The 14491-nt window shown below is 47.7% G+C and carries 8 protein-coding genes and 1 pseudogene; 5 read left to right on the forward strand and 4 right to left on the reverse strand.

The window, feature by feature from the left end; translation table 11 throughout:
• The 3 genes from FTO70_RS15025 to FTO70_RS15035 form a co-directional block, all read left to right on the forward strand.
• On the forward strand, positions 1-436 hold a 436-nt coding region (locus FTO70_RS15025; RefSeq protein WP_255336580.1), incomplete at its 5' end, for a PGF-CTERM sorting domain-containing protein.
• A 236-nt stretch (positions 437-672) separates the two neighbouring features.
• On the forward strand, positions 673-4830 hold the full coding sequence (locus tag FTO70_RS15030; protein WP_255336581.1) for a hypothetical protein: 4158 nt from the start codon (positions 673-675) through the stop codon (positions 4828-4830).
• Complete coding sequence (locus FTO70_RS15035) at positions 4827-5423, forward strand: sarcinarray family MAST domain-containing protein (RefSeq protein ID WP_255336582.1); 597 nt, start codon at positions 4827-4829, stop codon at positions 5421-5423. The genes FTO70_RS15030 and FTO70_RS15035 overlap by 4 nt, the downstream gene beginning before the upstream one ends.
• 99 nt (positions 5424-5522) lie before the next feature.
• On the opposite strand, the gene FTO70_RS18080 is transcribed toward FTO70_RS15035, so the two are convergent.
• The 4 genes and pseudogenes from FTO70_RS18080 to mmrce1 all read right to left on the reverse strand — a co-directional run bounded on the left by FTO70_RS18080 (position 5523) and on the right by mmrce1 (position 8478).
• Positions 5523-5693 carry a rubredoxin-like domain-containing protein gene (locus tag FTO70_RS18080; RefSeq protein WP_369694389.1) on the reverse strand — a complete coding sequence of 57 codons (171 nt, stop codon included), beginning with the start codon at positions 5691-5693 and terminating at the stop codon, positions 5523-5525.
• A pseudogene (locus FTO70_RS15040) lies at positions 5679-6017 on the reverse strand (rubrerythrin family protein); the annotation flags it as partial. The gene FTO70_RS18080 and the pseudogene FTO70_RS15040, both read right to left, overlap by 15 nt.
• Positions 6018-6277: 260 nt before the next feature.
• Positions 6278-7609 (reverse strand): MFS transporter, encoded by a 1332-nt coding sequence (locus tag FTO70_RS15045; protein ID WP_255336583.1) that lies wholly within the window; start codon positions 7607-7609, stop codon positions 6278-6280.
• On the reverse strand, positions 7606-8478 hold the full coding sequence (gene mmrce1 / locus FTO70_RS15050) for an MmRce1 family CPBP family CAAX prenyl protease (protein WP_255336584.1): 873 nt from the start codon (positions 8476-8478) through the stop codon (positions 7606-7608). Before mmrce1 ends, FTO70_RS15045 begins: the two co-directional genes overlap by 4 nt.
• Before the next feature lie 413 nt (positions 8479-8891).
• On the opposite strand from mmrce1, the gene FTO70_RS15055 reads away from it, so the two are divergent.
• Positions 8892-11054, forward strand: coding sequence for a metallophosphoesterase (locus tag FTO70_RS15055; RefSeq protein WP_255336585.1), 2163 nt, complete (start codon positions 8892-8894; stop codon positions 11052-11054).
• The gene (locus tag FTO70_RS15060) at positions 11051-14266 is read left to right on the forward strand and encodes a DNA double-strand break repair ATPase Rad50 (protein ID WP_255336586.1); all 3216 of its coding nucleotides are present in this window, start codon (positions 11051-11053) and stop codon (positions 14264-14266) included. Before FTO70_RS15055 ends, FTO70_RS15060 begins: the two co-directional genes overlap by 4 nt.
• The last annotated feature ends 225 nt before the right edge of the window (positions 14267-14491 follow it).

Below are 14491 nucleotides of genomic sequence, written 5' to 3' on the forward strand. Positions count from 1 at the left end.
GCTCTTAAAAGGCAACCCCGAATGGGTAATTGATGCCGGCAGGTCTCCGATAAAAGGTGATGAACAGGGCTCGGTATGGGTCAAGGTAGAGCATTTGAGCTGCTATTCTTTGACCGGGTCACTAATTCCGGATTCAGTCCCGAATGAACCTGAAAAGCATAACGGGGGATCCGGGTTTGGTCATGCTGTCATTATCAGAAAAGGTGAGGTTTCGGACGCAACCGGGGAGGATACGGGAACTGCGGATGGGAAAGGATCCGGCCAGGGCATTATTCCGGAAGAACCGGTTCCGGTAAATGAAACTTTGGGAGATGAAGCTCCCGAAAAGAATACTCCGGTAGAAGGGGAATCCGAAGGTTCTCCCGGATTCGGATCAATATTTGCGGCTGCAGGCCTGGCTCTTTCGGCCGTTTGCTTGAGAAGGCGGATGCTTTAATAAAAAGCATTCCCACCTCTCTTTTATTTTATATTCATTATTATTTTCTTTGGCATGAGAGTACCTCGGTACTTTCATTTTTTGTGCCTGTAATTCAGGAATCTCATGTGCATTTTTTCAGCTTTTCTTTTTAAGTTCATAATTTCCAATGTATCGAAAGTAATTTAAGCATTGAACGTTTTAATATTTTTAACTTGTAAGAGAATTAATTTTCCTGTGTTTCCGAGGTAGAGGGTATGGGAAAGAAATCATCAGGAGAAGAATTTTCATCCTTTATTGGCAACACTTCTGCCTATATACCATATGCGGTGATCGGTATCTTCATTGTCCTTGCTGCAACCTTTACCTCAGCTTTCCTGGTGAATATGGACAGTGAAGTTGCCGAGACTATTTACACCACGGAGAAAAGCGACCCCCGGCAGACGGCAGTTAACCTTGCAGCCTCGGACCTTGCCCGCTGCCTGAACTATGCCGGCATGGAAGCCCTGGAGTGGCAAGGGGAGCATCCGGTCATCCAGCCCGAGGGAGTGCCGGTTGAAAAGCTTTCCGAAGACGGGTTTATGGTAAACCCGCAGGACCAGGACCTGGAAAGGGGCGATGTGCTGAAGATTTCCGTAAACATGCCCTCGGACGTCTGGGGGAGAGTCGAAGCCTTGTGGAAAAACATGGACGTCGTCCTGGTGGTAAAGGACTCTAAGGGAAACGAGCTTGAACGCGAAAACTACGGGCAGGCAACCGGCTTTCTCAGCAAGGTCTCCTTTGACGAATACGTGGAAATCCCGGAAACTGCGGAGTCAGGTTACGCATCGATCGAGCTCTACTACGGAAACGAGCTGAAAGCCTCCGACTGGTTCCGGGTTGAGGTAAGCCCGGTAAAGGACATCACGGCAGACGGGCTGAACAGGCTGCTTGCCGCAAACTACCAGGGCAACATGCATACCTTCATGGAATTCGCCGTAAACGTGGAGCCTGAAATAAAACCCGAGGAGATAAAGGTCCGGAAAGTGCAGGGGACGCTTGAGCGGGAGATAAATCCCTCGGAAAAAAACTACACGATTTATTATATCTTCGAGGTCCCTGCCCTTAACTACACCCTTGTGGACCTCGAATCGGGAGAAGTGTATAACGGCAGTATGAACCTCTCCACCCTGGTCACCTCCAGAGAACCGTTACTAGAAGAGCTTGTAAGGGAATACGAGACCGAGCTTAAAAACTCGGCAAGCCCGGATTCGACTTCCAATCTCGTGCTCGGGGCAATGAACCTGAGGACCTTCATCTACGGCCCCTGGCAGTACTACGCAAAAGGCCCCTTAAATATCCTGACCAACCCGGCTCTCGCAAGTTCCGTTAACGGAGCCACCATCTACACCCAGAAAAAGGTTTTCGATTCTGTGGACCCCCTTGCCCTTACCTACACCACGTACTACAACGGAAAAGTGCTGTACGAAGACGCCCTTGCCTCAAGGGATGTAAAACAAGACTCAGAGGGGCTTGAATCCGATTCTGGTTCAGGTTCTGGTTCAGGTTCCGGTTTGAACTCCACAAATTCCAGCGTTTCAAAAGATAGGTACGAGCTGGATAAGGGTGTAAACCTCACGACTACCTATGATTCCCTCTCGCAGGACAAGTCCTTCAACCTTGATGTGGAAGAGGGAATTGATGAGTCCCTCAAAGAGGCAAATACCTCCTTTGAAGAGCTCTCCGAATATTCGGAAATAAAAGTTTCGGCTTCTGACTACACCGAAGGAGTGCTTGACGGCTGGGTCTTCAACGACCATGTATGGACGGATGAAAACCCGGACCTCATCCATGATGTCACCGATAGTGTTTATATGGCTCCCGTACAGGGCCAGGTCATAAGGGACGGTTTCTGTTCCCCGGATCCCCTGGTCTCAGCGATTGCAGCGGATTTCGACCGGAGTTCGGTTTCTTACAGCGGGCATACAGTCAACTGGGCCTCGGACTACCTTGCTTCGGGCACACATGCGGGGTCGCTTGTACCGTCCTATGCCTGGAGTGATTCGACTACGAATTCCTATTCCGAGACCATGTCCCCATCCATAAGGCCGCCTCGGGGGCACGTCTCAAGCTGGTCGATTACAGGGGCTTCGGTTAGCTTGAAGTCCGTGGAAATCACTGACGTAAAAGTAGTGCCCCACTATGAGTACAGAGCTAATGATCGGCTTATCGCTGAAAACAGAACCGACGGCTATCTTGACCTGGAAGACCATGTTTTTGATTGGGGTATCCGCTATGATATCTCGTATGCTATAAAGACGAGCTGGAAAATCGATTATAATTATCTCTACACTTACATCTGGCACACTGCCGTCCCTAATCCAAACGGAGGCCATACTATAGTATCACACTCCGGCACGTCCAGCGGCTCTGACTCCGAAACCACGAGCAAAACCGATTCCGAATTCCTCTTTCACACCGAAACCGAATCAGAGAACCTGACCATTATCTTCCACAAACGCCCTCCCACAGGCGGCTACACAGGCCTTTCAACCTATGCAGACCCAACCGAAAGGGAATACAGGGAAACGACTGTTTATGCAGATGGGGCAGACAGGTTTGACCCCTGCTGTTCGGATGCCGCCGATAAATACAGGGACGCCCACGTTGACCTGAGGGCTATCGAAAGCATGTTCTGGGCCTACCCTGACGGGCAGTACCTGGCAGAACACTCTGTCCCCTGCGACATCCCACCCTGGCTGCACAGGGTAATGGCCGAAGAAGTACTGGCAATGCTTTCCGAAATAGAGGAAGACAACCCGACCTTTTCCTATTCCCTTCTTGAAAACCCCGGCCAGGACCCTACCGACCTGCAGGTGGAAACCGCAGAAAAACTCGTTCTTGACCTGGAAGCTTCCCGGAAAAACTACGTAAACAGGAAGCAGCACCTCACCCACACAGGAGAAATGTACAGCTCAAGCGACTCTGCCCGCTACACAGCCAGGAACGAAGCCTACAACAAACTCCTGGAGGACATCGAGCAGAAAAACAAAAAGCTGGACTCGAACCTTGACTCCTACATCCTCGAAGCCCTTGACAAAAAGGGGCTCGACACCGGAATGCTGGACGATGTGACTTCAGGCACTCTCACCCTCTTCAACAACCCCGCAATGGAGCGGGCCGCCTCCGCCCTCGGCGCCGAAATGGGCATCATCTCCACCATGACCGTTACCGGCCAGCCCGAGAGCAAATACAGCTGGGACGAAAACCTGACCCTGATCATTGATCAGAAACCCAACTACCTCTACCACGACCCAGACTTCGACCTGAGGGGAGAATACGAATGGACCGACCCCATGACCGGGAAAACAATCTACCCCCTGGGTGTCCGGAACACCTGCATCTTCACCACCGGCCTCTCCGAAGAAATTGCAGACGCCATAGCCACAAGCGGGGAATACGTAAAGACCGAAACCGCAGAGCAAATCAGCAGGAGCATTGCCGTCCTGAACGAAGAAGTCCTCCTCCTCGAAGAAAACCTCAGCGAACAGTCAGTCTCCCTTGATACGTCATCCCTTGATCTCGAAGTCTACAACCTGAAGCGTATCTATGCGAAGGAAATGAAAGTCCGGGTTACCAAAGAAATCGCAGCCGAAGTAAGCTCAAACCCCGGGATCTCCGACTGGATCTCAGAAGCCCGGGTCCGTACGATCACATTCGGCTACCTTTCCAGCCTCTCCGACGACAAAATAATAGAAAAATCCACCACCGAAGAACTCTCCGAAGAGCTTGCCACCATCATAAAAACCGAAATCCGAAACTCAAACCCGACCATCGGACCCGACGAACTTGAAGCAGTCCTCAACCGGGTCGACACCGACGTCCGCATCGGCGTTGCAGACGGCATCTGCGCCGTCACCGTAAACAAAGGGGAAGTCCTTGATGCCTGTTTCGGGAAGATTGATGACGAACTGAAAAACCTGGCAGACGAAACCGTGGACAGATATTCGGGAGAGGCAGGCGATCTGGTTTCAAAGCGGCTGGATAGGGTTATGGCAGCTGTCCCGTGCGGGCTTCCAGTGCTGCCGCCTCACTGGGTGTTTACGGTGAATGTTTGGACGTATGAGGTTGTGGGGAAATATCAGGTGTTTACTGTTATCGATAATGATAATGAGGTGATTCCAAAGCCTTATTTCGGGCATAAGGGGCAGCGGTATGTGAGACAAGATGAACGTGTAAAGCACCCGTGTAATCAGAATAATGATGGAACTCCAATAATAATTGGAGAAAATCTACCAATAAAATACAGATTTAGTGGATATGCTTCAACAATTGTTGGCCCTGGACCAAAAGGTGTTGGAGATAAAGTTGGCAGTAGTACCGAAAAATCAGTAGGATATGATAGTTTGATTTTAGAAATTGGGGGAAATCCATGAAAAAAATAAGTTTCGTTACTTATGGAGTTTTGTTTCTTTTTATGGTAGGAACAGTTTCTGCCAGTAGCCCTTATGGAGACATAGATGTATACTACAATGACCAATTATTACCTGATAAAGAAATTGCAAAATCCGTTTTGAAAATTGGGGAACCTTTTAAAGTTAAACTTGATTTCTCAGTATATCAAAGATGCTATGTTTCTGTCAAATTAAGCGAACTTGGGGAAAATAATTTTGTTATTATAGATGGGCCAACTTCAAGAATGGAAGAATACTTTGGGAAAACTATGGAAGAGAATTCAACGGAAATTTTTGAATGGACCGTCAAACCAACCGAAAATTGGGCAGGAGGAAGTATGCCTATTGATTTCGTGTATCAAGTTGATGAGTTGGGTGCCAGTGGAAAAACTTTAGTAAAAGGTGGCTTCACCGTCGCCTACTGCACCATTTCCAACGAATACTACGAAGGCAAAATCCCTGTCTCCGAACAGCCAGATTCGGAAACCGAACCTACCACTGAAACTGCTCCTTCCTTCACACTTCCCGGTGCCCTTTCAGTTCTGGCACTTGCTTTTGCCCTGTTCCGCAGGTGAAATGCCTGCGGAAGAGGCTTATTTTTTGAGCCTATCCTAAACCAATTATGCGGTAGATAGAATCTGCTGCTAAGAATTAAGCCGATGTAAGATAAGCCTTTATCTGAACGCCGTAAATTTTTCCTTTAAAGCATTGCAGATGGGGCATCTATCGGGGGTTTCCCCTTCGAGGGTATATCCGCAAACTTCGCAGACGTGGACCGGGCCGAGCTCGACATCTTTTCCAGAATTGACCGACTCGAATGCTTTTTCAAAGAGCATTTTATGCATTTTTTCGGTAGCATACGACCATTCAAAGCTTCTCTGTGCAATTTTTTCGGCCTGGAATTTTGCTACTTCTATGTATACGGGATACATTTCCTCGATTTCAAATGTCTCGCCGTCGATGATCAGTTTAAGGTTTTTTATTGTGTCCCCCGGACCGAAGGCTGCCATGCTGTTTGCGACAAATCCCCCGTCAAGGTGTTTTAAAGCCCGGTAGTGGTCGCCTGTATGTATATATTCAGCGTGAGCGATTGCTCGAAATAAGCGGGCTACGCTGGTGAATTTTTCTTTTTCGGCCTGGTTTGCAAAATGCAAATACCTCATATGGACCTGGCTTTCTCCCCCATTATGTCAAAAATACCAAATAGCAGGCTGTATCAAAACTCAACCCATTTCTACAATTGGATAAGGGGTAATAATGAGTTTAAATTCAAACAGATAATTATTCTGAAATTCAGATATCAATTAACCTTGAAACATAATATTCTAGCCCAATTGTAGAATCAAATGTAGTTTTGAGACAGCCTGATGAATTCAATTCATAGGTTTACCTGGCCGGATTTCGTATACAATTTCTGAGAATTCTAAATTTACGTTTCAACATAGTATTTATTTTTGGATGGCTCGCCGTCCTTACTTTCAACATCTTCTAATTGTTTTATCTTTTTATTTTGCCAGATCAAAAGGGCAAACACGGAAATCATTAAGCCGGAAATTATGAACATTAAGGCAATTCCTCTGCCTCCTCCCACTCCAATAATAGAACCGGCCGTTTCAGCCAGTAACCCCCCGGGTTCCAAAAGCGGATTGAATACTTTGTCTGCTAAAAAACCTGCGACTGCATAAGCTATGATGTAGCCGAGATAAGTAATCATAGAAATAATCGACCATACACGCCCCTGTTTACTGTTATCTATATTTTTTCGAACTAAAACTTCAAGAGATGTATTAATAAAAGGCAATGTGGCAAAAAACATAAATCCTGCTAAAGTGACAAAAGCTATATTTGTTGAGAGTCCGAGGTTGGCAAAAAATATGCCTGAAATGAATAGTGAGATAGATAAAGTTTTTACATGTTTGTTTTTGCTGCCAAATACCCCGATAAACAGGCTTCCGATAAGTATGCCCGATGCACAGATCGATTGAATGATTCCTGCTGCTTTTACTGTTGTTAAATTTAGCAGCATCGGAATAATAAGAGATTGGAGCAATCCCACAAAAAAGAGCACGAGCATGATAGTAACAATCAGATTGACCACGCCTCTATTTTTCGAAAATTCCCGGATGCCTTCTTTAAGGTCAGCCATGTTGTTTTGTTCCGATCTCGTTATTTGGGTTCTGCCCAGGGTATTTCTTATCCATATAACAATGGAGCTGGCAATTACGAATGTGGTAACATCAATTAAAAAAACAAATTTGATATCCATTATTGTGAGTATAATTCCGGCTAAAAAAGGAGAAATTAAATATTGAGCTGAACTTGCTAATTGCACCAGTCCGCTTGCTCTGGCATATTGATTTTCAGGCAGGAGGTCCGTAATCAGGGCTTTATAGGCTGGTTCCTGAAAAGCTGAAAAAATTGAACTGATTGCAATCCCAAGATAAATTTGCCAGAGTTCAATGTTGCCTTTCAGCATCATAAGAAATATGAAGAGAAGCCCGAGCGTTGATCCAAAATCCCCGAAAATCATCATTGAACGTCTATCATAACGGTCTGCCAGTATACCTCCATAGGGCTTTAGCAAGAAAGGTGGCACAAAAGCACACATGAGTATAAAGACATAGCTTGAAGCCGTACCGGTTTGTTGGTATACGTATACCCCCAGGGAAAAAATAGTAAGACCACTACCTATTATTGAGATGAATTGTCCAAACCAGATAAAAAGGAATTTGGAATAGTGGTCTGTAGAATTATTTGTCACTCAGTTAACTCCAGTGGTCCTGTCATTTTCGGTAACTCGCCAACTCCAGTAGTAAGATGTTCTTTCGAAAAAGCCATCTCTTTGTCTAATATGATAATAATGGCAGCAACGACAGTAACAACCACAGATTCAATGCACTTTGCAAATTGGGTCATTTGCAGAGCTTCCTGCGAGAAATTGATGACAATGTGAATGAGAATCACTGCCAGAACACTTTTTCCATTTTTTATATAGAGCCAGCTGATAATCACTCCCATAGGGATGATGCTGACAAAAAAATTCACCGCATACCAGATGTTTTCGTGGAAAATCTCATACTGATACATGTCCTTGAAAAAGATCAGCGGGAAGTGCCAGAGCGACCAGAGTATACTGAAAACAATCGATGCCGTAAAGAAAGTGTACCGGCTTTGCAGACTTTCAAAGCCGTATCCTCTCCATCCAAGCTCTTCAAAAGCTGAAGCCAGGATAAGAAGAAGAAACGCAGGGACAAAACCTGATGAAAAAGAGAACTGTTCTGCAATTTGAAATTGAGAAGTCGATCCACCAAATGGAAGAGAAAGAAAGATAGATACCAGAACAGTGAGTGGCATTATTAAAAAAAATGCCAGTAGCACTTTTGGCCTTATTAACCTGAGATTGATAAGCCGGTTGATAAAATCCTTTTTTAGATCCGAATTTTTAGACGTAAATATCATGAAAAGTGAAACAAGAAAAGGTGTCATCATTCCAGCCAGGAGTAATAACGTATACAGTTCCCTTCCATCATCATGAAAACTTAAGTATGCCCCTACAAACAAGAAAACATAGGTTATAATAAAAGTCGCAATAAAATAGACTCCGGGTTTGTACTTATAGTTAGGAATCATCTTATTCACCTAAATTTTAAATGCTTTGGTATTGACCTTATATTTTGTACTTATATTCATTTTGAATAGCCTAACGTATAAAAAATTTATTAATTATTTATTAATTAGATAAAAAAGTGCACAAAAATTATAGAAACTAGTTAAATACTATTTAATATGTTCTTAGCAGTAGAAGCTGGAAAATTTCTATAGTTAAAGTTGTCCTTTAATGAATGACACTCTATTTTAGCCATGGATGAGTATTCTTTATTTAATTATAGTTCTCCAGTTCCAGAAGTGCCTATGCTAGGAAGGAAATGGGAATGACAATTTTTCCCCAGATTGATATACACTTTTAGCCATGGGTCTGTGGAAACAACTTAAATACTAATATACAAATCCCTATAGCATAAAAACTAGAGACAGATGAAACTATGGACCGGGAAATAAGGATACTCCATACGGCAGACACTCACCTGGGTTACAGGCAATACCACAGTGAGGTTCGGAGGAAAGACTTTTTTGATGCTTTTGAGGCGGTCATAAAAGACGCTATTGAGATGCAGGTGGACGCTGTCGTGCATGCGGGAGACCTTTTCGATTCCAGGAACCCGACTTTGGAAGACCTCCTGGATACGATAAATATCCTGGGCCGGTTGAAGGCTGCAGATATTCCTCTGCTGGCAATTGTAGGGAACCACGAGAGCAAGCAGAATACCCAGTGGCTGGACCTCTTTGAGGAGATGGGAATCGCGGTCCGGCTGGGAAAAGTGCCCTGCATGGTTGGGGATGTAGCTGTCTACGGGATCGACAGCGTGCCGAAGTCAAAGATCCCTATTTTTGATTATTCCGGGTTTGAGCTGCCTGAGCTGCCTGAGGTGCTTGAGGCGTCTGAGGTGTCTGAGGTGTCTGAGGGTGTTTCGGAAAACGGGAAGAAGCTCCTGGTCATGCATCAGATCATGACCCCTTTCCCCTACGGGGAATGGGACTGTGCCGAGGTGCTGGAAAATATTCCCTTTAAGGTGGATGCGATCCTCCTTGGGGACTACCACAAGTACGAGAAAATTAAGGTTGGGGAGACCTGGGTTACGTACTCGGGGAGCACTGAAAGGAACAGTGCGTCCGAAAGTGAACCACGATCCTACAATATTATCACGCTTTCTGCGGAGGGGGTGGAGATCAGCCGGCGCACCATCCCTACCCGCAAATTCCTCTTCATTTCCGCAGACCTGAAAGGGGAAGATAAGCCCTATGAACAGATTTTTGCCGCCGTAAACGAGTATGAGGATGACCTCCCTGAATCGGTTGTGTTCCTGGAAATTTCCGGGGATTCTGGGGATGTCCTTTCTTTCAGTGATATTGAGGAGTACCTGCTGAATAAAGGGGTCCTCGTGCCGAGGGTCAGGGACCTGAGGGTCAAAGATGCGGTCCCGGAAGAGGTCGTAAAGGTCAGTTTCGCAGACCCGGACCACGCGGTTGCCGAGGAGATCAAGCGGATGAGCCTGACCGACGGCGGGCTGATCGTTGATGAAATTGTCCGGAACCCTAACGTTGCCAGGTCAAGGGTGGACGAAGAAACCGAATCACGGCTTTCGGAACTGATTTCGGCAATCGATTTCAAGGACCCGGATTTCATTATTGAGGTGCCGGGCAGAGCTGAAGAGGCCGTAGATTCCGGCTATGCCGAAGGTGCCGAAGAAGTTGAGCAGCCTGAATATGTTGACTCTCCTGAACATGTTGAGCTGGCCGTGGAAGCCAAAGAAATAGAGCTGCCAGCGGAAGTTGAGGTTCTAGCAGTCACTGGAAGTCCTGAAATTGTCGTGAATCCTCAAGTTGAAAGCCCTGAAGGCATTGACACTACTACAATCGATGAAAATGCCGGACCTTATGAAAGTGCCGGCGTTCCCGGACCGGTTGAAGAAGCCGGCATTTCTCCGGTTGCTGCAGATGATTTGCCTGAGGGGCCGGAGAGAAAAAGCCTTGAGGGCAGGGTTCTGGAAGTTGAGAACACGGTGGGGGCGGAAAACGCAGAAAAAGAAGAAGGTAAAGACAGTCCTGTGTTCTGGAAAGCCCCTGATGTCCCGGATGCCCCCGAAAAGCCCGCTTCTCCGGAACAGCTCGCCGAAGAGCCCACCAAAGAACCCGCAGAAGAAGGGAAAATGGATAAGATCCCATCTCCAGTCGTTTCATTTTCAAGAAATACGAGCCATGCGCCCCCTGCAATGAGCCTTGACAGTTTCAAAACGGCATCGAGTATGATTTCTCCTCAGAAGCTTTCTGAAACCCCTGCAGAAAGCCCTGCAAAAAGTCCTGAGGATATTGATTTCTGGAAAGATGCTGACAACAGGCCGGATGTGGAAAACAGGGGTGGAAACCTTCCGGAAGAAAAACCGGTAAAGTTAGAAATGCCTGATAAATTGGAAAATACTGAAAAATCGGAATCTGAGAAGGCTGAATATCCGGAAAAGGCTGAAAAGTCGGAATCTGAAAAGGCTGGAAAACCGGAAATAGCTGGAAAGCCCGAAAAAGCCGGGCAGAAAAATGGGAAGGGCAAGCCTGCAGTGCCCAGGCAGTACAACCTTGGTGATTACTTATGAAGCTGAAAAACCTGCACATCGAAAACATCCGGAGTTACAGGAAGCTGGACCTCGCTTTCGAAGACGGGGTGACGGTGATTTCCGGGGTCAACGGGAGCGGGAAGTCGAGCCTGCTTGAAGCCTGTTTTATGGGGCTTTTCGGGAGCAAGATACTTTCAAAGGACTTTGTGCTTGCGGACATGATCTTCAAGGGAGCGGAAAATGCAAAGCTTGCCCTTGACTTCGAGCACCTGGGGAGAGAATACCGGCTCGAGCAGGCTTTCCGCTACTCTCCGAAAAGTGAAAACGCCTCAAATTCGAAGTGCGTGCTCTATGCTGACGGGGAAAGCATGGTCGACCAGGCCACCCGGACCTACGAAGAGGTCTGTGCCCTCCTGAATATGGATGAAGAGGCATACCGGAACTGCGCCTACATCCGGCAGGGGGAAATCGATGTGCTCATCAACGCAAAGCCGAAGGACAGGCAGCGGATGATCGACGACCTGCTGCAGCTCGGAAAGCTCGAGGAGTACCGGGAAAGGGTCCACAGCGCAAAGACCGGAGTCAGCAGGCTTGAGCGGGATACAAGGACCAGCCTTGCGGACATGAAGGCCGAAATAGAAGGCATCGAGCAAACAGGGCCGGTTGCTGCCCTGAACGGGCTTCGGCAAAAGGTGAAGGAAAGTGATGCGGCCCTGCAGGAGCTTTCCGAGAAAAAAGAAGCTGCAGCTTCCCGCAAGCAGGAACTTGACAGGATGATTGCGGAGCACAGGGAACGCCTGCAGGAAATCGAGAAGTTGAAAGGGGCTGTCCGGGAGTCACAGGAAAATAAAGCAGGCTGTTTCCGGGAAAAAGAGAGCCTTTCCGGAGAAATCCAGACGCAGAGGGAGGACCTGCTTGAACGAGGGGAAGAAAACTCCTCCCTCAGGGAAGAATGCGGATTCGGGGACCTTGAAATTGAAGCCCTGCTCCTGCAAAGAGAAAAAGAGGAAGCCCTGGCAAAGGAAAAGGTGAACAGCGCCTCAAAGGAACTTGCCCTGCTCCTGAAGGAACAGGAAGCCAGGGAACAGGTCCTTGCCGACCTTGAAAAAGACAGGGGAGAAAACAACCGCGCCCTTCTGCAGTGCAGGTCGGATATCGAGGCTGCAAAAAAGGAGATTGAAGCTTATAAGGAAAATATAAAGGGGCTTGAAGAGGAGAGCAGGGGACTAAAAGAAAAAGCCGGCTTTGGAAATACGGAAGCTGAACTCGCTTCTGCGATAAAGGAACTGGAAGAGAAAGAAAGCCTGCTCAGGGACCGGAAAAATGATATCGCTTCGAAGCTCGCCCTTGCCCTGAAGGAAAAGGAAACCGGGGACGGGAATTTACTCGAACTTGAAAAGGAGCTGCAGGCCTCCAGGGCTGCAGGCCGGAAGGGTAAGACCGAAGTCGAGATTCTTGAAGAAGAACTCCGGGAAAACGCAAGAGCAGTCCTGGAAGTCCAGGAGCAGAAGTCTGAGGCCCAGGCAGGGTTGCGGGGGCTCGGGTTTGGTGCGGAGCAGCTCGAAAACCTGGAGGATTTCAGCGAACTTTTGCTTGAGAACAAAAACAGGCTGCACGGCCGGGAAAAGGAACTTGAGGCTGTTGTCCGGGAACTTGAAAAAAGCCTCCGGAAAAACCGGGAACTGCTTGCCGAAGGGAAGTGCCCGACCTGCGGGCAGGAGCTGAAAGGGTCCGAAATCGCATGCAGCACGGAAGAGTCAGAACAGAAGAAAGAAAAGCTTTCCGCAGAGCTCGTGGACACCAAGGTCCAGCAGGCGGAGATCGAGAAAAAGCTTAACCGGCTCAAGGACGCGAAGAAACTTGAAAAGAAGATTTCTGACTACGACCTTGAAACCGAAAAACTCAGGGAAAAGGCAAAGGCTTCGGAAAAACTGATGGAGGCCCATAAAGCCCGGATCGAAGAGGAGAAACTTAAACTCGAAACCCTTGATAAGCGAAAGCGAGAGCTTGAAGCCGGCCGGGAACAGCTCCTCCCGGACATCAAGGCCCTCAGGGGCTGGGAAGAGGCGGCGCAAAAAACCCATGGGGAGAGTGAAAAAGCCCTCCGGGAAGCCAGGGCATTTGAGAAAAAGCTTGCCGAAAACGCTTCGGAAACCGAGAAATTGAACGGGAAAATCCGGACTTCCCTGGCCCTGATTGAAAACTACGGGCAGAGGGCCGGGGAACTTGAGGAAAGGTTAAAAGAGCTCGGGGACCGGGAAGGCCAGGTCAAGGAAAAGCTGCAGGCCCTCGGGCATGAAGCCGGAGCCCTGCGGAAAAAGGAAGAGGAGGCAAAAAAAGCCCATGAGGGAAGCGAAAAGCTCCTCTTGCAGGTAAAAAAGCTTCAGTCAAACCTGCTCCGCATGGACAACATAAAGCACAAAATTTCCGAACTTGAAACCGGCATAAGGAACCTTTCCGAAAAAGTCGGTTTCTTTGACCGGGAAATCCTGGAGCGCAGTGAAAGGATAAGGCAGCTACAGGAAAAAATGGAAGGAAGCGACCTTCAGGAACTGCAGGACAAACGCACCCTGTTTGAGGAAGCCCAGGCAAATATCACTAAGAATATCCAGGAGATGGCCGCTGCAAAAGACGCGCTTTTAAAAGAAATTGGCATGGCAGAAAACAGCTTAAAGCGCTTAAGAGAACTCAAAGACGAACTCCGGGCTCTCGAAAACAGGCGGGCATACCTTGAAGCCGTGTACAGGAACGCCGAAGAACTCGAAAACACCTACATGCGCATCCGAGCAGACATGCGGACCCGGAACATAGGCGCCCTTTCCACCCTCTTAAACGAGATGTTTTCTTTCATGTATGCAAACAACGCCTATTCCCGCATCGAACTTGACTCCGAGTACAACCTGACCGTCTACAGGAAAGACGGCACTCCTCTTGAGCCAAAACTCCTGAGCGGAGGCGAACGCGCCATCTTCAACCTCATCCTGCGCTGTGCCATCTACCGTCTGCTTGCCCTGGGTTTTGGCGGGGACAGGGCCGACGGGCTTCCCCCCATGATCCTGGACGAACCCACAGTCTTTCTGGACAGGGGCCATGTCAGGCAGCTCCTCAAACTCATTGACACGATGCGCAACATAGGGGTCGGCCAGATCATAGTAGTCTCCCATGACGAGTCCCTTATAGATTCCGCAGACCACGTATTCCAGGTCGAAAAAGACCCCCTGACAAACATGTCCTCAATTAAGAGGGTATGAAAAAAGAAGGTAAGAAGAAAGAGGGTCTGAATACAGGAAGTCTGAATACAGGAAGTCTGAGCTTTTCGAAGAGCTTCAGACTAATTTAAAAATTCTTTGGATTGACTTTCTGAGCTTCCGTCAGGTAATCATGATAACTTCAAAAGCCTTCAGGCCAACGTTCCGGACTTCCGGGCTAGCCTTTTGAAGTGCGTTTACAGTATCCTGAGGCGTTCCAGGTGAGGC

It is taken from the genome of Methanosarcina sp. KYL-1, from assembly GCF_024372725.1.
GTDB lineage: Archaea > Halobacteriota > Methanosarcinia > Methanosarcinales > Methanosarcinaceae > Methanosarcina.